This window comes from Bradyrhizobium genomosp. I (2014) (genome assembly GCF_000261685.1).
Taxonomy (GTDB): Bacteria; Pseudomonadota; Alphaproteobacteria; order Rhizobiales; family Xanthobacteraceae; genus Bradyrhizobium.
The window spans coordinates 14,051-33,355 of record NZ_AJQE01000364.1 but is presented as its reverse complement, the minus strand read 5'-3'; the positions used below and the strand labels follow the sequence as shown (position 1 = coordinate 33,355).

Genomic DNA, 19,305 nt, shown 5'->3' with positions numbered 1-19,305 from the left:
TTCTTGGTCCTCTCTTCGAAACTCTCTACGCGTCGAGCAGCGGCTCGATGCTGCAGTCGAGCAGGCGCGGATCGATTCCCGCCTCCATGCCCGTGAACATCTCGTCCATGTAGTCGATCAGGGCATCGCTCGCCTTCACCGCGTCCTCGACGCGGCGGTTGGCGACGGCTGCCAGAATGGCGAGATGATGATCGATCGTGCCGGACAGATCCGCCTGCCCCGGCATGAAGCGGTGATGGATGTAGCCGATGCGCCGATACAGCGTGTGCAGTGGCCGCATCGTATGCACCAGGAACGGTTCGCCCGCAGCCTCCAGCACCAGCGCATCGATGCGACGGTCGAGGCTGTTGAATTCGTCGAGGGTCAGGCTGGCGCGGCGCTCGCGCAGCAGGCGCTCGATGTGCAGCGCCTGATTGCGATGCAAGAGGCTGGCGCGATCGGCGGCAAGTCGGACGACGAAACGCTCCATGTCGCGGCGCAAGACCAGCAACATGCGCTCGCGCGCGAGATCGATCGGCGCGATGTGCAGGCCGTGACGAGGCCGGATAATGATGAGGGTATCGGCCGAGAGACGATTGACGGCGTGATGCACCGGTGTGCGCCCGAAGCCGGTGATGTGCTGCAACTCCAGCATCGTCATGAATTGTCCGGGCTTGAGCTCGCAGTGAACGAGGAGCTCTTCGATCTTCTGGTAGGCCAGCTCGAAGAAATTGAGCCGGTTGCGCCGCGAGGGCTTGCCCTCGGCGTCGTCGTCGCTTCTCACCACCTCGAGTGCGCGCTTGCGCCTTGCCATGTCGTTCTCTCCCGTTGGCCCGCGCTCTCGTTGCTGGATGGCGCCCTGTTGGTTCGAGCCTTAAAACATGTTGTGATATATTACAAGCCGGCGTAAGACTCTCGCGCGGCCTGCAGCATGTTGCAGCGCAAAATGAGACGACGGACGCGCGACGTCTGTAATGGGAGGACAATTGCCGTGAAGATCACGTCGATCGAGACGCTGCGTACCGAGGAATTTTCCAACGTCATCTGGGTCCGCGTTCACACCGACACGGGTGTGATCGGACTCGGCGAAACGTTCTACGGCGCGGGCGCGGTCGAGGCGCAGATTCACGACACCTTTGCCGGCCGCCTGCTCGGCCGCAATCCCCTGCATATCGAAGCCATTCACCGCGACATGCTGAACCTGCCGATGGCGCAGTCGTCGACGGGCGTCGAGTATCGTGCAGCCTCCGCGATCGACATTGCGTTGTGGGATTTGTTCGGGAAGGTCTGCGGCCAGCCGGTGCACCAGATGCTTGGCGGCCTGTGCCGCGACAAGCAGCGCATCTACAACACCTGCGCCGGCACGCAATATGTCCGCTCGACCAACATCAGCCCGGTCGCGAACTGGAATCTCGGCGCCTCCAAGGGGCCTTACGAGGATCTCGACGGTTTCATGCATCGCGCCGACGCGCTCGCCGAGAGCCTTTTGGAAAGCGGCATCTCCGCCATGAAGATCTGGCCGTTCGATCCGGCGGCGCAGGAGAACAAGGGCCTCTACATCACCGCCGCTCAGATGAAGCAGGCGATCGAGCCGTTCGAGAAGATCCGCAAGGCGGTCGGCGACAGGATGGAGATCATGGTCGAGCTCCACTCGCTGTGGAATCTGCCGACCGCCAAGCAGATCGCGCGCGCGCTCGAGCCCTACAAGCCGACCTGGTACGAGGACCCGATCCGCATGAACTCGCCGCAAGCGCTGGCCGAATATGCGCGCTCGACCGACGTCTGGGTCTGCGCCAGCGAGACGCTGGGCTCGCGCTTTCCCTACAAGGACATGCTCGACCGCGACGCCATGCATGTGGTGATGGCGGACCTTTGCTGGACCGGCGGCCTCACCGAGGGCCGCAAGATCGCGGCGATGGCCGAGACCTATCACCGGCCCTTCGCACCGCACGACTGCATCGGCCCGATCGGCTTCATCGCGGCCATCCACATGTCGTTCAGCCAGCCCAACACCTTGATCCAGGAATCCGTGCGTGCCTTCTACAAGGGCTGGTACAATGAGCTCGTCACCACCATGCCCACGATCAGGGACGGCTATGTCTTCCCGATGGAAGGTCCCGGCCTTGGCGCCGACCTCCTGCCTGCCGTGTTCGAGCGCAGCGATCTCACCGTGCGGCGCTCCAACGTCTGAGGATTTCTCGAGATGAGCACCTCCCTCTTCGATCTTTCCGGTCGCACCACGCTCGTGACCGGCTCCTCCCGAGGCCTCGGCCGCGCCATTGCCGAGGGCATGGCCAAGGCCGGCGCCAGGATCATCGTCAACGGCGTCGACCCCAGGCGCGTCGAACAGGCCGTCGCCGAGTTTCGCAGCGCCGGGTACCAGGCCGAAGGCGCCGCGTTCAACGTCACCGACGAGCCCGCGATCGTCGCTGCCTTCGATGACTTCGACAGACAAGGCATTGCGGTCGACATCGTGGTCAACAATGCCGGCATCCAGCATCGCAAGCCGCTGGTGGAATTCACCACCGACGAATGGCGCAAGGTGATCGAGACCAACCTCACCAGCGCCTTCGTGATCGGCCGCGAAGCGGCCAGGCGCATGATCCCGCGCAAGCATGGCAAGATCATCAATATCGGCTCGCTCGGCAGCGAGCTCGCCCGCCCGACCATCGCGCCCTACACCGCGGCCAAGGGCGGCATCAAGAACCTGACCCGCTCGATGGCGGTGGAATGGGCCCAGCACGGCATCCAGGCCAATGCGATCGGTCCCGGCTACATGCTGACCGACATGAACGAGGCGCTGGTCAACAACGCCGACTTCAACACCTGGCTGATGGGCCGCATCCCCGCAAAACGCTGGGGCAAGCCGGACGAGCTGGTGGGCGCGGCGATCTTCCTCGCCTCGGATGCCTCCACCTATGTCAACGGCCAGATCATCTATGTCGATGGCGGCATGATCGCCGCGATGTGACCGCGAAGACAGCGAAGGAGCAAGCCATGCGCGCCGTCGTCATTCACGCCCCGAAGGACCTGCGGATCGATAGCTATCCGGATGCGGAGCCCAGCCCGGGCGAGGTTCGCATCAAGATCGCCAATGGCGGCATCTGCGGCTCCGACCTGCACTACTACCATCACGGCGGCTTCGGCACGGTACGGATCCAGCAGCCGATGGCGCTCGGTCACGAGATTGCCGGCGTGGTCGCCGCCGTCGGCGACGGCGTTACCGCCGTCAAGCCGGGCACGCGCGTTGCGGTCAATCCGAGCAACCCGTGCGGGCAGTGTCTGCATTGCCGGGAGGGCATGCGCAACCAGTGCCTCGACATGCGCTTCCTCGGCAGTGCGATGCGTTTTCCCCATGTCCAGGGCGGCTTTCGCGAATTCATCACGGTCGATGCGACGCAGGCGGTGCCGATCGCGGACGAGCTCTCGCTGGCGGAGGCCGCAGTCGCGGAGCCGCTCGCGGTGTGCCTGCATGCGGGCAAGCAGGCAGGTCCCCTGCTCGGCAAGCGCGTGCTGATCACCGGCTGCGGCCCGATCGGCGCGCTGATGATCCTGGTGGCGCGTTTCGGAGGTGCCGCCGAGATCGTGGTGACCGATGTCGCCGATGCGCCGCTCGCGGTCGCGAAGAAGCTCGGCGCCACGCATGCCATCAATGTCGCGACCAACGCCACCGCGCTCGATCCCTGGCGCGCCGGAAAGGGCGTGTTCGACACGCTGTTCGAGGCGTCCGGCAATCAGGCTGCGCTGCGCGCCGCGCTCGACGTGCTGCGCCCGGGCGCAACTCTGGTTCAGCTCGGCCTTGGCGGTGAGATGACGCTGCCGATCAACTCGATCGTCGCGAAGGAATTGCAGCTCCGCGGCACCTTCCGCTTCGACCCCGAGTTCGAGCTCGCGGTGCGGCTGATGGGCGAAGGCCTGATCGACGTCAAACCGCTGATCACGGCGACCATGCCGTTCGAGAACGCGGTCGCCGCCTTCGAGCTCGCCAGCGACCGCGCGCGGTCGATGAAGGTGCAGCTGACGTTCTGAAGCGCGCTAGTGGCTCTCAATCAACCGGTCGCTGACCAGCCGCACGGCCCCACGCTTCCAGGAATAGTCGGCGCCCATGCGCAGGCCGCTGTCGCCGCGCGCCAGCACCGTGCCGGTATTGGCATCGCGCAGCTGGAACCCGAGTGTGTATTCGGTGCGGCTGACCCGCCGCACCACTCCGAGCAGCGACCGATCCGCGCCGAGCTTCCGCGCAATCGCCGCCTCGCAACCGCCGCAGTCGCGCAATGCCTGCCCCGCGGCCGCGCCGCGCGCGCTGCCGACGTCGACGATGCGGTAGCGGCCGGATTGGCCGAGGGCGTCACGCACGCTGCTGGTGACCTCGGCCAGGTATGCCGCATCCGACGTGGCTGAAGCGCTCGCCGAGGCGGCTGTCGTATCCTCGAGCTCGAAGTCGAACACGGCCAGCGCGGGCGTGGCGAGCGCGGCCATGACCTCGCGGGACACGAAGACCTCCGCCCGATGCCATGATTCATCATTATCGCCGCGGAAGGTGTAGAGCTTGTCCATCACGAGCTTCCTGGCGCCGACATCGATCACCGCGACCTTGGCCCATTGCACCAGCGTGCTCGTCTTCTGGATGCCGCCGATGACCTTGAACGCCGCTCCGTCCTGGGTGGACGGCACCAGGCGGTAGCGCTGCTCCGCACCGATGTCCTTTCGAAGCGCCGCCATGAACGCCGCCAGCCGACGCTCGTGGGCGGCAGTCTGGTTGGTCGGCTCGGCCGAGGTATCGGTATAGCTGAAATCGTCGATGGCGACGGCAATGGCCACCTCGGCGGTAGCAGGCGAATGAGGCAGGAGGAGCAGGAGAACGGCAGAGAGAACCAACCGGAAGAGATGCATGAATGCGGCCTCGCAAATGAAGCGGTTCGCAAATCTCGGCGGCAGCCCTCGGCCCCGCAACGGGGACCGTCCCGGCGAGCGCCGGGAAAATTTCACGCCATTGCACTGCAGTAACACCTGGTGCTTTCCGCGGCTGGCGTTCTGCCGTTTAATGCAGGGGCGACAGACCCGTTCGCGCAAGGCACCCCCGATGTGGAACCGCCCGAGATTCGATCTCAAGGTCCGACTGACGTTGCGCGTGGCCGCGATATCGGCCGCCTGCTTCGCCGGGATATCCGCCTATTTCCTGATCACGGCCGATCGTGAGGCCCATGCACGCATCGACGGCATCGCCGCGATCGTGGCGAAGTCGCTGGAGCTGCAGCAGGGTAAGATCCAGTGGGTGGCCGGTCCGCGCTCCGACTTCCCCAACCTCGACCCCGTCGCCGCCTATGTGATGACGCCCGGCTTGTGTCTGGCATTCCGCGGCGCGAGCGGCGAGATGCTGCAGCGGTTCTGCAGCGGTGCGCCTGCCCCGGCGAGCCCGCCGCCGCAGGCCTTCGCCGCCTTCTATCGCGGCCTGTTCGACCCCGGTCGCGAGGCGGCACGGCCCGTGATCGTGCGTGGAGCGAAGCTCGGCGAGACCGTGGTCTCGGTCGATGCGGCCGTGCAGACGGCCGAGGCCTGGCACGAGGCCGGCCGCCTGATGATCGCGCTTGCGATCGCGCTGCCGCTGCTCTGCGCGCTGGTCTATGCCGCGCTGGCGCGCGCGCTGCGCCCGACCCGCATGATCGGCGCCGGCCTCGAGCGGATCGCCGCCGGTGACCTCACCGCGCGACTACCGCCGTTCGACCTCGCCGAGCTCTCTGCCATCCGTGATGTCTTCAACCATCTCGCCGAAAGCCTCGACACCGCGCTTGCCGAGCGCAGCGAGCTGACGCGGAAGCTGATCGCGCTGCAGGACGACGAGCGCCGCCATCTCGCGCGCGAGCTGCATGACGAGTTCGGCCAGTCGCTCGCCGCGATCCGCGCGCTTGCCGCGTCTGCCCGCCAGACCGCGGCGCAGGACTGTCCCGGATTGCTTGGAGAGTGCGACAGCATTGCCCGAACCGCGACCGGCATGATGGAGACGCTGCGCGGGGCGCTGTTCCGGTTGCGGCCGCCGGATGTCGACGAGCTCGGCCTGGTCGCGAGCCTCGAAGGACTGGTGTCGGGGTGGAACGGCCGCAGCCGCGGCCAGACCCGCTTCGATATCCGGTTCGACGGTGCCTTCGAGAGCGTGCCAGCCTCGGTCAGCGCCAATCTCTACCGCATCGTACAGGAGGCGCTCACCAACGCGGCCAAGCACGCCGGCGCAACCAAGGTCAGCCTGCATCTGACGATGGCCGACAATGAGATCGCGCTCGCGATCGAGGATGACGGCCGGCCGAACGAGGCTGCCGTCAAATCCGGCATGGGCCTGCTCGGCATGCGCGAGCGCGTCGCCGCGCTTCGCGGCCGGCTGAGCTTCGAGACCGGCCCGCATGGTTCCGCGCTGCGGGTGTTCATTCCCCTCGCGGGCGCCGATCGGCAGGCGCTGGAGCACGCGGCATGAGCGCGACTGATGCGACCATCCTGCTGGTCGACGACCATTCCGTCGTCCGCGAAGGTTATCGCTCCGTGCTCCAGAAGCAGCCCGGCCTGCGCGTCATCGCCGAGGCGGCCGACGGTGCAGAGGCCTATCGTCTGTACAAATCCGAGGCGCCCGACCTCGTTATCATGGACCTCAGCATGCCCGGCATCGGCGGCATCGAGGCCGTCAGGCGGATCAGGCAGTGGGACAAGGCGGCGCGAATTCTCGTCTTCACCATGCACGAGAATGCCGGCTTTGCCGTGCAGGGGATTCGCGCCGGTGCGAGGGGTTACGTCACCAAGACCAGTCCGCCCGAGACGCTGGTGCGCGCGGTCAAGGACGTGCTCGCCGGCAAGATCGCCATCAGCCCCGACATCGACCACGAGCTTGCGCTCAGCCGCATCAGCGGCGAGAGCTCGGCCGCCGACGTGCTGACGCCGCGCGAGTTCGAGGTGCTGCGGCTGCTGCTCGCCGAGAACACGACGGAGCAGATCGCCGAAACGCTTCATGTCAGCCCAAAGACGGTGGCGAACCTGCATTCCCTGATCAAGGACAAGCTCGGCGTCGGCTCCGACATCGAGCTGGTCCGCCTGGCGCTGCGCCAGGGACTGTTGACCGAGGTCTGATCGCCGTTGCCTTACGGGTCCAACCGCGCTCCGTCAGGGGAGAACGCCTCCACGGTGTCACCGATCCTGAACGACATCATGTCACGGCCGACGCGCAACGGCCCCTTGTAGGTAGTGCGCGTGCGCAGGATCAGCGGCTCCTCGGGAATATCGGGCGCGGGCTTCACCGTGCCGAACACGATGTGGGAATAGACCGCGAGTTTTGGCCTGGCGGCCGCAAAGATCTGGCCGGCCTCCTCGGGCGAGGTATGGTGCGCCTGAATGTCCTTGTAGACGGGATTTTTGACGAGCAGCTCCGGCTCGATCACCGCGACCTCGTGGATCAGGAGGTCGGCGCCCTCGGCCGCCTTCGCAATACGCTCGTCGTACTTGGTGTCGCCTGAGAGCACGACCTTGTGGCCGCCATATTCGACGACATAACCGAACGAGGGCTTGATCTTCTCGCCGTGATTGACCTCGATCGCAGTAACCTCCACGCCGTTGTTCTCATAGACCAGCCCGGCGTCGATATCCTTGGCCGCGAACGTGACCGCTACGGGATCCAGATGCTCGTCATCGATGCGAATGCGGATGTCGTCGACGAAGGCCTTGGTCAGATTCTCCGTCATCGCGACGGTGCCCTTTGGCCCGTAGAGCTTGAACGGCCCCTTGCGAGACGCCCAGGGCGTGGCAAGCCACCCTGTCAGCCACATGTCGGGTAGCCCGACGATGTGGTCGGAGTGCAGATGCGTGATGAAATTCGCGGTGATCGCGCCGAGCGGAACTTTCAGCTTGTAGAGCTGCATGGTCGCGCCGCGGCCGAGATCGAACAGCAATTTTTCGCTCCCTGCCTCCACGAGAGTCGACGCGCTGAAACTGCTCGGCCGCGGCGTCGGCACGCCGGTGCCGAGCAGCGTGACCTTCATCGGTTCGGCACAGGCGACCGTGGTGAACGCGAGCAGCACAAGGCTCGCCCGCAAGAGGGTTTTGAGCATATCTTCTTTTCCTGAATGTTGGATTATTGGCGGCGGATCATTCGCGCGCGACCACCGAGTCCAGCCACGCGCAGTTGAGCGGCGGCACGCGCGGGTCGGCGACGCGCACGCCGCGCGCGGCCGCATCGAGCCGCATGTCGCGCAACCGCTTGCGCTGCTCCTCGGGCATATGGAGCCGCTCGTGGCCCCATAGCGAGGGCCCGTCAAAGGTCTCGTGCGGCTGCCAGGTCTCTGGATCGATGACGCGCCCGCCCCAGCCATATTCGATGAAGAAGCCGGACGGCGTATTCACGTAGAACGAGGTCATGTGGTCATTGGTGTGCCGGCCCAGCGTGTAGGCGATGCGCCCCTCGTCCATCTGCGCGAGGTCATAGCCCTGCCCGACATCATCGAGGCTGCCGAGCTCGACCATGAAATGATGCAGCGCCTTGCGGCCGGAGCCGACCATCGCGAAGGAATGGTGGCGGCCATTGACGTGGAAGAAGTAGAGGCCATAGGGCTTCAGCCCGAAATCAGAGACGTGGAAGCCGAGCACGTCGCGATAGAACGGTAACAGCGGCTCGACATCCTCCACATTGAGCACGACATGCCCCATGCCGAGCGCGCCGGTGCGGAAACCCGAGATCGGTCGTCCGGGCATGAAGGGCTCGCGCGCAAGCTCAGGCTTGCAGAAGGCCTCCAATCTGTTGCCCGCGGGATCGGCGAACGCGATCAGCTCGGTGACATGCCGCTCGTCAGCGAGCGCGCGCGAGCCTCGGACCACCTTGATGCCATGGCTTTCGAGCCGTCCTGCCAACCGGTCCAGTTCGGCAGTCGAAGGAACTTCCCACCCCATCACCGCGAGCCCCGCATCGTTGCTGCCGTCGACGATCAGGCGCTGCTTGCGGTCGTCCATGCGGAAGGCGCGCATCCTGCCGCCACGATCGACCTGCTGCATGCCGAGCAGCCCGGTCGCCATCTGGCTCCACTGATCGAGCTGGGATGAATTGATCCCGATATAGCCGAGCGCTGTGATTTCCATCGAATTCCTCCCGAAGGCATCGCGACCGCCGCACCGCGGCGAGCTTGATACCGGCCGCGCGCGATCCTACGGTGCGTTCGCAATCGCTTCGCGTTCGCAAAGACGATAATCGCGGGGCCGTCGGCCACAAGGGAGGAAATACGAAGTGTCCAAGGAGCGGACGCGGAACGGCCAGCCGCGGCAGTCCGAAGGCGTCCGCGCCTTCAAGCGCGGGCTCGACGTTCTGCAGGAGGTCAACCGCTCCGGCGGCATCCGCGCCGGGGACGTTGCCCGCGCGCTCGACCTGCCGCGCCCCACGGTCTACCGCCTGCTCGAAACGCTGGAGGAACTCGGCTATATCGCCCGCAGCGCCAGCGACGACCGCTTTCGCGTCACCCGGCGGGCGCTGAGCCTCGGCGACGGCTACGATCCCGGCGTGGTGATCTGCCAGGCGGCAGCCCCTTATCTGACCGAGCTCAGCAAGACCCTGGTCTGGCCGGTCGATCTGTCCACCTACGAGAACGCTGCGATGGTGGTGCAGGAGACCACGCATTCGCGCAGCCCGCTCTCGATCGACCGCGGCATGATCGGCAGGCGTCTGCCGATGCTGCGCACCTCTGCCGGCCGCGCCTATCTCGCCGCCTGCCCCGCGCACGAGCGCGATCTGATCGTCAATCACCTCCGCCGCATCGACGAGGCCGACGACCGCCCCTTTCTCGACGATGCCCGCCTCGACCGCATGATCGCCGAGACTGCCGCGCGAGGCTACGCGATCCGCAGCGAGGGCGAATACAATCCCAAGACAGCCTCGATTGCCGTGCCCATTGTTCGCAACGGCATCGTATTTGGCTGCATCTCCATCATCTGGATCCGCTCGGCACTGGGGATCGACGAGGCGATTGCGCAGTTTGCAGTGCCGCTTCAGGAGACGGCCTCAGCCATCCCGGTCGAGATATAACGCGCTCACGTCTCCACGCCGTCATGGCCGGGCTCGTCCCGGTCATGGCGAGCGGCGGAAGTCCGTCCGCTGGGCGGACACTTGGCACGGCGGCATTGAAGGGGTGGCCTCGCCTGGGGAAGAGATAGCCCCATGCAAGATAAATCCGCCCCTGAAGAGTTTGACGTCGTGATCGTCGGCCGGGGGCCGGTTGGCGCCACGCTCGCCAACCTGCTCGGCCTGTGCGGCGTGCGGACACTGGTGCTGGAGCGCGAGGCGCGGACCTATCATCTGCCGCGGGCCGTGCATTTCGACGATGAATGCATGCGCGTGTTCCAGACCATCGGCCTTGCCGACGCGATCCTGCCGCATGTCATCCTCAGTCCCGGCATGCTCTTTCTCGATGCCGCCGGTCGCATGCTGCTGGATTGGTCCCGTCCACAGACGCTGACGCCGATGGGCTGGCATCTCAGCTACCGCTTCCACCAGCCGGATCTGGAGGACGTGTTGATCGGCGGGCTCGCCCGCTGGCCACACGTCACCCTGCGCAACCGCTGCGATGTGTTCGCGCTCGATCAGGACGAGGATAGCGTGCGCGTCCGCTATGAAGACCTCTCCAGCGGGAAGCTCTGTGAGGTCCGCGCCGGCTATGTGATCGGCTGCGATGGCGCCCGCTCGCTGGTGCGCCGCTTCATCGGTTCCAGCATGGATGACCTCGGCTTCCACGAGCGGTGGCTGGTGATTGACGTCCTGCTCAAGCGCGACCGCGACGATCTCGGCGATTACAGCCTTCAGCATTGCGATCCGCGCCGGCCGGCGACTTATGTGCGCGGCACCGGCACGCGGCGCCGCTGGGAGATTACGGTGCTCCCGGACGAGGATTCGCAAGCCGTCACTCAGCCGGCCCAGGTCTGGGAGCTGCTGTCGCGCTGGATCGGGCCCGACGATGCCGAGATCGAGCGCGCGGCGGTCTACACTTTTCATTCCGTTATCGCGCAGCAATGGCGAAACCGCCGGCTGCTGCTGGCGGGCGACTCCGCGCATCAGACCCCGCCGTTCCTCGGCCAGGGAATGTGCGCCGGCATCCGCGATGTCGCCAACCTCGCCTGGAAGCTCGGCGCCATCATCCGCGAGGGCGCAGCGCCCCGTCTGCTCGACACCTATCAGAGCGAACGGCTGCCGCATGTGCGCGAATTCATCGAGCTCGCCATTCGCCTCGGCGGCGTGATCAACACCAAGGCGATCGAAGCCGGCCTTGCCGCCGGCCAGCCCCGCGACAATGCGCCGGTCAAGCTCGAGGTGAAAAAGCCCCTGCTCGGCCCCGGACTCGCGCTCGGCGATTTGCCACTCGCCGGCCATCTCGCGCCGCAATTTGCGTTGAACGACGGCCGCCGCAGCGACGACCGAACCGGCTACAGCCATGTGCTGTTCGTAGCGGACGTCACGCTCTCCTCGCGTCTCGCGCTTTCACAGGCAGGTATCGAGATCCTGACCCACGATGATGCGGAAGCCATCGGCGACTGGCTCCGCGAGCAGGGCATCGTCGCCGCGCTGGTTCGTCCCGACCGTTACATCCGCGGCACCGCCCGCAACGAGTCCGAGCTCGCCCGGCTCGTTGCCGTTCTCGAGCCTTCAACCCAAGTGCCGTCCGCGGCCTGATCGAACCCACTTCCAAGGACATCTCATGAAGCTGCTCTCTTTCATCGCCGGTGGTCGCGCCTCCTTCGGAGCCGTCAAGGACAACGGCGTCGTCGATCTCGGCGCGCGGATGGCGGGCTGCACCACGCTGCGGCAGCTGCTCGAGGCTGGTCGCCTCGCCGAGGCGGCAAGGCTGGTCGCATCCGCTGCACCCGATCATCCGCTCGACAGCATCACCTTCGCTCCCGTCATCCCAGATCCCGGCAAGATCATCTGCGTCGGCCTCAACTATCGGGACCACGTCGCGGAGACGGGCCGCACCGTCACCGAAAAGCCGGCGCTGTTCGCGCGCTTCGCCTGTAGCCAGGTCGGCCATCTCCAGCCTATCGTCAAGCCGAGGGTGAGCGACGATATCGACTATGAAGGCGAACTTGCACTCGTCGTCGGCAAGGCGGGCCGTCACATTTCCGCCGACCGCGCGCTCGACTACGTCGCCGGCTATTCCTGCTACAATGAAGGCAGCATCCGCGACTGGCAGCGCCACACCAGCCAGTTCCTCGCCGGCAAGACCTTTGCCGAGAGCGGCAGTTTTGGCCCGTGGCTGGTGACGGCGGACGAAATCCCCGATCCGTCGAAGCTCACTTTGCAGACCCGGCTGAACGGCAACGTCGTGCAGGACACCACGACGGATCTCCTGATCACCGCCATCCCCGAGCTGATCGCCTACATCTCCACCATCTGCCCGCTCGTGCCCGGCGACGTCATTGTCACGGGCACGCCGGGCGGTGTCGGCGCCAAGCGCACGCCACCGCTGTGGATGCGCCCCGGCGACACCGTCGAAGTCGAGATTTCCGGCATCGGCACCTTGCGCAACAAGGTGATCGCCGAACCGGCCTGACCGTCAAGACCGATCAATCAACGATAAACTCAGGAAACGCCATGGGCACGACCCGCACCACCTCCGCCGCCATCCTGCTGATGACACTCGCGCTCGCGGGCTCCGCTGCGCAGGCCGAGATCAAGGGCGACGCCATCCGCATCGGCGTCCTCACCGACATGAACGGCGTGTTCGCGACCGCCATGGGTCCCGGCTCGGTCGAGGCGGCGCGGATGGCGGCGGAGGAGTTCGGCGGCAGGATCAACGGCAAGCCGATCGAGATCCTGCAGGCCGATCACCAGAACAAGCCGGACCTTGCGGCATCGCTCGCGCGAAAGTGGTTCAGCGACGGCGTCCAGGCGATCGCCGATGGCGGCAGCTCCGGCGCGGCACTGGCGGTGCAGGAGCTCGTGCGCGGCAATGGCAAGATATTCCTCATCTCCGGCGCAGGCGCAAACCAGCTGACTGATGAAGCGTGCGCTCCAACCAGCGTGCAATGGACCCAGGACGCCTACTCCACGGCGACCGCCGTGGTCTCCGGCATCATGCAGACCAGCAGGGAGCCGTGGTTCTTCATCACCGGCGACTACGCCTTCGGCCATTCGATCGAAGCAACCGCGCGCGACCGCATCGCCGCGCTCGGCGGCAAGGTCGCCGGCAGCGTCAAGGCGCAGCTCGGCACGCCCGATTACAGCTCATTCCTGCTCCAGGCACAGTCGTCGGGCGCCAAGATCCTCGCGATCAACGTCGCCGGCGACAATGCCACTGCAATCAAGCAGGCCGAGGAATTCGGGCTCGCCGATCAGGGCATGAAGATCGTGCCGATGTCGTTCCAGAACGTGGACATCGAGGCCGTGGGCTTGAAGGCCACGCGCGGTGATCTCATCGTCACCTCGTTCTTCGAGGATGTCTCGCCGGCAGCCCGGAAATTCTCGAATGCGTTCCATGCTCGCCGTAAGGCGATGCCGTCGCAGATCCAGGCCGGCGTCTATTCCGCCGTGCGCCACTATCTGCAAGCCGTGAAGGACACCGATTCCGACGACAGCGCGACCGTGATGGCGAAGATGAAGGCAACCCCGGTGTCGGATGCCTACACGCCCAACGGCCGTATTCGCGAGGACCAGCGCATGGTGCACGATCTCTATCTGGTGCAGGTCAAGTCGCCGGAGGAATCGAAAGGCCCGTGGGACTTCGTCAAGCTGGTCGCGACGATCCCGCCCGACCAGGCCTTTCGTCCGCTCGACCGCAGCAAGTGCGGGCTGGTCGGCAAGTAGAGCGTTTTCAAGCGAAGCGGATACCGCTTCGCGCCGGGAAAACGCGTCGAAATGGGAATCTGACCATCAGGCGAGATAGCGCGTCAGATAGCCTTCCATCGCATAGAGCGCGCAGAGCGCAAGGCTCGACCAGACGGCTGCACTGAAATACAGGAACATCCAGGTCAGCTCGCCCTTCCAATGCGCGATGTCGTGGGTCACCACCCAGCGCGTCGAGACGTCATGCAGACCTTCGAGGAGGCCGAGGAAATTGTTGCCCTCGGCGTGCCCTGCCCGCCAGCGGCTGAGATACATCGGCACGTCGACGGTGACGAGGAAGGCGAGGAAGCAGGCGATGCCGACGATGCCTGACATCAGCGCCCAGCGCACCACGCCCTGGAATTCCGGCATCAGGCGGCACAGCGCAATGCCGGCCAGGAAGAAGGTCACCGCCCACAGCGAATTCTCGATCGCGTTGTAGAGATAGTTGGTGGTCACCACCGCGTACCAGGAGAAGCACTCGGCGATGATGATCACCGGGACGATCAACCACGCGATGTTCAGCGCCGTCTCGGCGCCGGTCATGGTGCCGAGTTGATGCAGGATGATGGCCCATTGCGCCGCGAAGCAGACCTCGGCCACGGTCGCGACCGAGCGGCCGACGAAGACGCTCGATAGCCAGGTGTCGAACAGGCAGATGCGCTGCACGTCGGCGCGCGGCAGCACCGAACGGAAGGCACAGCCGAACACATAGCCGGCGCACAGCAGCAACATCAGCCCGATGTCCGAGCCGCCACCGAGGCTGCCCGCAGGCGTCGGATAGAACTCGCGATAGAGCGTGAACCAGACGAGGATATTGGCGCTGCTCACAAGCGTGAGGGATCCCCACCACCACGCGAGGGGATTTGACCGCGCCTGCCACTGCAACATGAGCCGCTCCGAAAATAATCCATCTGACATGTCGTCGTTACAATCCTGTCACAAGACGGCATGCAATCACGACAAAAATCTGTGTGTTCGGATGGTCTCCAGCGCATTGTTCAGGGAAACGCAGCAGTCGGTATCGTCCACATACTGGACAATTTTTCGATCGCAACCGAATTTATTGGACATCCTGAACCAGGTTGTCTGATATTTAGGAATGATCTCGACTGGCTCGTCCAAACCGCGACATCCGCTCTCCTCCGCCGCAGCAGTGCTGGCGGAGAGCGCCGACGACGCCGCCTTCGCCACGACGCTGGCAAAGGGGCTCGTCGTGCTCGAGGCGTTCAAGACCGGGAGCACGCTGCTGGGCAACATGGAGCTGTCGGCGTTGACGGGCATCCCGCGCCCGACGGTGGCGAGGCTGACCCATACCCTGGCCGAGCTCGGCTACCTCCGTTACGACGCCGAGCGGGCGAAGTACCGGGTCGGTGCGCGGGCGCTGCGGATGGCGCATCCTCTGCTCGCCGGAATGCAATTCCGCCAAATGGCGCGGCCCATGATGCAGGAGCTGGCGCACAGCGTCCGCGGCACGGTCTCGATCGGCCTGCTCGACGCCACCTCGATGATCTATGTCGAGACCGCGCGCTCCGGCGATGTCGGCCCGCACGTGCCCGACATCGGCATGCCCATTCCCGTCGTGATGACCGCCATGGGCCGCGCAGCTGCGTCGACCTTGCCGCCGGCCGATGCGGACCGGCTGGAACGGAACATCGCCGCCGAGGACGCCGGGCTGTGGTCAGCGGTCCGCGACAAATACCGCGCCGGGATCGCGCAATGCAAAAGCCGTGGCTTCTGCACCTGCTGGGGCGAGTACATGGCCTCGATCCATGCCGTCGCCGCGCCGCTGTTTCATGCGCGCGAATCGAAGCAGTCGTTCTCGATCAATTGCGGCATCCCCGCCTTCCGGCTCCAGCCGGGACAGCTCGAGAGCGAGATTGGTCCGCGCATCGCGGCGCTGGCCGACAGCATCCGCGCCATCGTCGGGCAGGCCGAATCCACGACGCCGTCGCGCAAGACCAGGAAGATTACAAGCGCCGGGAAATGACATGGCTGGGCCGCTCGAAGGATTGAAGGTTCTCGACATCGCGACGATCATCGCCGCGCCGTTCGCTGCCACGCTGCTGGCCGACTACGGCGCGGACGTGCTCAAGATCGAGATGCCCGGGCACGGCGACGGCGTGCGGTCGTTTCCGCCGTTCAAGGACGGCAAGCCGCTGTGGTGGAAGGCCGCCAACCGCAACAAGAAGTTCGCCACCCTCGATCTGCGCACGCCGGAAGGACTTGCGCTGTTCAAGCAGCTCCTTCCGCGCTTCGACGTGCTGATCGAGAATTTTCGTCCGGGAACGCTCGACCGCTGGGGTCTGTCCAAGGAGGTGCTGTGGTCGATCCAGCCCCGCCTCGTGATCCTGCGCGCCACCGCCTTCGGGCAGAACGGCCCCTATCGCGAGCGCCCCGGCTTCGCCCGCATCTTCGAGGCCATGGGCGGACTCACCTACATCACGGGGGAGAGCGACGGCGAACCGACCCATCCCGGATACCCGATCGGGGATTCGATCGGCGGCCTGTTCGGCGCCGTCGGCGTGCTGGCGGCGCTGTGGAAGCGGGCACGCGACCCGAACGCTCCCGGCGAGGAGATCGATCTTTCGCTGACCGAAGCCACCTTCCGCCTGCTCGACGTCCTCGCCATCGAGCACGACCAGCTCGGCTCCGTTCGAGAGCGGATCGGCAACGCCAACGGTTATTCGGCGCCGGCCGCCGTGTTTCGCACCAGCGACGATCACTGGGTGACGCTCGCAGGTTCGACCAACGCCCTCTTTGCAGCGAACTGCCGGGCGATCGGGCGTCCCGACCTCGTCGACGATCCGCGCTTTGCCACCAACGACCAGCGCGTCAGGCACGCCGCCGAGCTCAACGACATGTTCGCGGCCTGGTGCGCCGCGCATCCTCTCGACGAAGTGCTCGCGAAATTCAACGCCGCGCAGGGAACGCTGGCGCCGATCTATTCGATCGATCAGATCGCCGACGACCCGCAGGTGAAAGCGCGCGAGGTCATCACCCGCGTTGCCGACCGGGATTTCGGCACGGTTGCCATGACCAATGCCGTTCCGCGCTTCACCGTTGACCCCGCGCGATTGCGCCACGCCGCCGGAGACATCGGCCAGGACAACGACGAGGTCTATCGGGATTGGCTCGGCCTTTCGGAGCAGCAGATCGAACAGCTCACCCAACGAAAGGTGATCTGAGGTGGGAAGACCAACAATAGAAGACCAACAATAGAAGACAAACAACGAGAGGGAGGACGAAAACAGTGGCATCGTTCAAGGTCACACGCCGAACCCTGCTGGGCGCAATCGCAGGCGGCCTTGCGGCAGGATCAGGCCTGGCGGCGCATGCCGAGGACCTCTGGCCGTCGCGCCTGGTGCGGCTGATCTCGCCTTACGGTCCCGGCGGCTCCAACGACATCTCGCTGCGTCTGCTCGCTGAAGAGTTCGGCCGGAGCCTGCATCAGCAGTTCATCGTCGAGAACAAGCCGGGCGCCGGCACCCGCATCGCCAACGACATGGTCGCCCATGCACCCGGCGACGGCTACACCCTTCTCTACGTCGCGGCCCCCTACGCGACCGCCGAGGCGCTGTTCGGCAAGCTGACCTATGACCGCAAGGATCTGCAGCCGGTCGCGATGGTCGTGGTTGCGCCGCTATTCCTCATCATCAGCGCCGATGCGCCGTTCAAGACGCTCCCCGAGCTGATCGCCTACGGCAAATCGAAACCGGATGGGCTGACCTTCGCCTCGCCCGGCGCCGGCTCGCAGCCGCATCTGGCCGGCGAGCTCCTGTTCCGCGACGCCGGCGTCAAGGGTCTGAACATCCCGTTCCGGGGCGATGCTGCGTCCTACACCGAGCTGCTTGCCGGCCGCGTCGATGCCACGCTGACGGCGCTGCCGACCGCCCTGCCCTACATCCAGAGCGGCAAATTCACCGTGCTCGGTGTCGCCTCGCCCGAGCGTAGCGCGCTCTACCCGCGGGCGGCGACGCTGCGCGAGCAGGGCTTTCCGAACGTGGCGGCCGCCGGCTGGTACGGCTTCATGGCGCCGTCCACGACGCCGCGCGCGATCATCGACAAATTCCAGGCCGAGGTTCTGCGCACGCTCGCCGAACCCGCGATCAAGGACAAGCTGACCGCCCAGGGCCTCGAGGTGCGAGCCGGCACCGCGGCCGAGTTCGGCCAATTCATCGACAACGAGACGCAGAAGTGGACCAGGCTGATTCGCGACGCTGGTCTCAAAGGCGAATGAGGATCGAGAGGGACCGGACATGAAAAGCACTGTTCTCACCCGCATCGCGGCTTCCGCGCTGCTTCTGTCGCTCTCGACCGCGGCAGCGCAGGCGCAGAAGAAATACGACACCGGCGCGTCCGACACCGCGATCAAGGTCGGCCAGACCGTGCCGCTCAGCGGCCCGGTTTCGGCCTATGCCGTGATCGGCAAGACCCAGGCCGCCTACATGAGGATGATCAACGACCAGGGCGGCGTGAACGGCCGCAAGGTCGAGCTGATCCAGTACGACGATGCCTATTCGCCGCCGAAAACCGTGGAGCAGGTCCGAAAGCTGGTCGAAAGCGACGAGGTGCTGCTGACGTTCCAGATCATCGGCACCGCGCCGAACGTCGCCGTGCAGAAATATCTCAACGCCAAGAAGATCCCGCAGCTCTTCGCCGCAACCGGCGCGGCGCGCTTCACCGACCCGAAGAACTTCCCCTGGACCATGGGCTTCAACCCGTCCTACCTCGTCGAGGGGCGGATCTACGCGCAGTACCTGCTGAAGAACCACCCGAACGCGAAGATCGGCGTGCTCTACCAGAATGACGACCTCGGCAAGGACTATCTCGCCGGCCTCAAAGCCGGCCTCGGCGAGAAGGCGAACATGGTCGTAGCCGAGACGTCCTACGAGATCACCGAGCCGACGATCGACTCGCAGATCCTGCGGTTGAAGGACGCGGGTGCCGACGTGCTGTTCAGCGCGACGACCCCGAAGCAGGCGGCCCAGGCGATCAAGAAGGTCGCGGAGATCGGCTGGAAGCCGCTGCACATCATCGACATCAACGCCTCCTCCGTCAGCGCCGTGCTGAAGCCAGCGGGACTCGACAATTCCAAGGGCGTGGTCAGCGTCGGTTACGTCAAGGATGCCGCCGATCCCGAATGGAAGGACGACCCCGGCATGAAGCGCTACCTCGCCTTCATGGCCAGGTACTATCCCGACGGCGACAAGGATTCGAACCTGAACGTCTATGGCTACATCACCGCGCAGCTGCTGGTGCAGGTGCTGAAGCAGTGCGGCGACGACCTCACCCGCGACAACGTGATGCGACAGGCGGCCAATCTCAAAAACGTCGTGCTCGACCTGACGCTGCCGGGGATCTCGGTCACGACCACGCCGACCGACTACCGCGTCAACAAGCAGTTCCAGATGGTGCAGTTCGACGGCCAGCGCTGGCAGAAACTCGGCGAGATCGTGACGGACGAGGCGAAAGAGTGAAACGGCGAAACGCCGGCT

18 protein-coding genes are annotated in these 19,305 nt (G+C 65.5%); 13 read left to right on the top strand and 5 right to left on the bottom strand.

The window, feature by feature from the left end:
- Positions 1–25: 25 nt before the first annotated feature.
- On the bottom strand, positions 26–793 hold the full coding sequence (locus IC50_RS32030; RefSeq protein ID WP_035714772.1) for a GntR family transcriptional regulator: 768 nt from the start codon (positions 791–793) through the stop codon (positions 26–28).
- Between the two features lie 177 nt (positions 794–970).
- Here IC50_RS32030 and IC50_RS32025 point away from each other — a divergent pair, with 177 nt between their 5' ends.
- The 3 genes from IC50_RS32025 to IC50_RS32015 are packed head-to-tail and all read left to right on the top strand — an operon-like array spanning position 971 to position 4,008.
- On the top strand, positions 971–2,170 hold the full coding sequence (locus IC50_RS32025; protein ID WP_035714768.1) for a mandelate racemase/muconate lactonizing enzyme family protein: 1,200 nt from the start codon (positions 971–973) through the stop codon (positions 2,168–2,170).
- A 12-nt stretch (positions 2,171–2,182) separates the two neighbouring features.
- Positions 2,183–2,950, top strand: coding sequence for an SDR family oxidoreductase (locus tag IC50_RS32020; protein WP_035714764.1), 768 nt, complete (start codon positions 2,183–2,185; stop codon positions 2,948–2,950).
- 26 nt (positions 2,951–2,976) lie between these two features.
- On the top strand, positions 2,977–4,008 hold the full coding sequence (locus IC50_RS32015) for an L-idonate 5-dehydrogenase (protein ID WP_035714826.1): 1,032 nt from the start codon (positions 2,977–2,979) through the stop codon (positions 4,006–4,008).
- A gap of 6 nt (positions 4,009–4,014) precedes the next feature.
- On the opposite strand, the gene IC50_RS32010 is transcribed toward IC50_RS32015, so the two are convergent.
- Positions 4,015–4,872 (bottom strand): DUF3280 domain-containing protein, encoded by an 858-nt coding sequence (locus IC50_RS32010; protein ID WP_035714760.1) that lies wholly within the window; start codon positions 4,870–4,872, stop codon positions 4,015–4,017.
- A gap of 190 nt (positions 4,873–5,062) precedes the next feature.
- Here IC50_RS32010 and IC50_RS32005 point away from each other — a divergent pair, with 190 nt between their 5' ends.
- Together IC50_RS32005 and IC50_RS32000 are read left to right on the top strand one after the other, a co-directional pair.
- Positions 5,063–6,445 (top strand): sensor histidine kinase, encoded by a 1,383-nt coding sequence (locus IC50_RS32005; protein WP_035714758.1) that lies wholly within the window; start codon positions 5,063–5,065, stop codon positions 6,443–6,445.
- Positions 6,442–7,089, top strand: a complete 648-nt coding sequence (locus tag IC50_RS32000; RefSeq protein WP_035714755.1) for a response regulator — start codon at positions 6,442–6,444, stop codon at positions 7,087–7,089. Before IC50_RS32005 ends, IC50_RS32000 begins: the two co-directional genes overlap by 4 nt.
- An 11-nt stretch (positions 7,090–7,100) precedes the next feature.
- Here IC50_RS32000 and IC50_RS31995 read toward each other — a convergent pair whose 3' ends face one another.
- Both IC50_RS31995 and IC50_RS31990 read right to left on the bottom strand, forming a co-directional pair.
- Positions 7,101–8,063: an MBL fold metallo-hydrolase gene (locus IC50_RS31995; protein ID WP_035714751.1), complete on the bottom strand. Its 963-nt coding sequence runs from the start codon at positions 8,061–8,063 to the stop codon at positions 7,101–7,103.
- Positions 8,064–8,100: 37 nt separating this feature from the next.
- On the bottom strand, positions 8,101–9,084 hold the full coding sequence (locus IC50_RS31990) for a VOC family protein (RefSeq protein ID WP_035714749.1): 984 nt from the start codon (positions 9,082–9,084) through the stop codon (positions 8,101–8,103).
- 145 nt (positions 9,085–9,229) lie between these two features.
- Here IC50_RS31990 and IC50_RS31985 point away from each other — a divergent pair, with 145 nt between their 5' ends.
- The 4 genes from IC50_RS31985 (at position 9,230) to IC50_RS31970 (ending at position 13,789) form a co-directional block, all read left to right on the top strand.
- Complete coding sequence (locus IC50_RS31985; RefSeq protein WP_035714747.1) at positions 9,230–10,021, top strand: DNA-binding transcriptional regulator; 792 nt, start codon at positions 9,230–9,232, stop codon at positions 10,019–10,021.
- A 132-nt stretch (positions 10,022–10,153) separates the two neighbouring features.
- A complete protein-coding gene (gene mhpA / locus IC50_RS31980) occupies positions 10,154–11,659 on the top strand; it encodes a bifunctional 3-(3-hydroxy-phenyl)propionate/3-hydroxycinnamic acid hydroxylase MhpA (protein WP_035714744.1) in 1,506 nt (501 codons plus the stop codon).
- A gap of 25 nt (positions 11,660–11,684) precedes the next feature.
- Positions 11,685–12,536 carry a fumarylacetoacetate hydrolase family protein gene (locus IC50_RS31975; RefSeq protein WP_035714741.1) on the top strand — a complete coding sequence of 284 codons (852 nt, stop codon included), beginning with the start codon at positions 11,685–11,687 and terminating at the stop codon, positions 12,534–12,536.
- 41 nt (positions 12,537–12,577) lie between these two features.
- The gene (locus IC50_RS31970; protein WP_035714737.1) at positions 12,578–13,789 is read left to right on the top strand and encodes an ABC transporter substrate-binding protein; all 1,212 of its coding nucleotides are present in this window, start codon (positions 12,578–12,580) and stop codon (positions 13,787–13,789) included.
- A 66-nt stretch (positions 13,790–13,855) separates the two neighbouring features.
- Here IC50_RS31970 and IC50_RS31965 read toward each other — a convergent pair whose 3' ends face one another.
- Positions 13,856–14,698 (bottom strand): hypothetical protein, encoded by an 843-nt coding sequence (locus IC50_RS31965; RefSeq protein ID WP_035714734.1) that lies wholly within the window; start codon positions 14,696–14,698, stop codon positions 13,856–13,858.
- A gap of 211 nt (positions 14,699–14,909) precedes the next feature.
- Here IC50_RS31965 and IC50_RS31960 point away from each other — a divergent pair, with 211 nt between their 5' ends.
- The 4 genes from IC50_RS31960 (at position 14,910) to IC50_RS31945 (ending at position 19,287) form a co-directional block, all read left to right on the top strand.
- Positions 14,910–15,797, top strand: coding sequence for an IclR family transcriptional regulator (locus IC50_RS31960; protein ID WP_035714731.1), 888 nt, complete (start codon positions 14,910–14,912; stop codon positions 15,795–15,797).
- A 1-nt stretch (position 15,798) separates the two neighbouring features.
- Positions 15,799–16,995: a CaiB/BaiF CoA transferase family protein gene (locus IC50_RS31955; RefSeq protein ID WP_035714728.1), complete on the top strand. Its 1,197-nt coding sequence runs from the start codon at positions 15,799–15,801 to the stop codon at positions 16,993–16,995.
- 65 nt (positions 16,996–17,060) lie between these two features.
- On the top strand, positions 17,061–18,047 hold the full coding sequence (locus IC50_RS31950) for a Bug family tripartite tricarboxylate transporter substrate binding protein (protein WP_035714725.1): 987 nt from the start codon (positions 17,061–17,063) through the stop codon (positions 18,045–18,047).
- Between the two features lie 19 nt (positions 18,048–18,066).
- Positions 18,067–19,287 carry an ABC transporter substrate-binding protein gene (locus IC50_RS31945; RefSeq protein WP_035714722.1) on the top strand — a complete coding sequence of 407 codons (1,221 nt, stop codon included), beginning with the start codon at positions 18,067–18,069 and terminating at the stop codon, positions 19,285–19,287.
- The last annotated feature ends 18 nt before the right edge of the window (positions 19,288–19,305 follow it).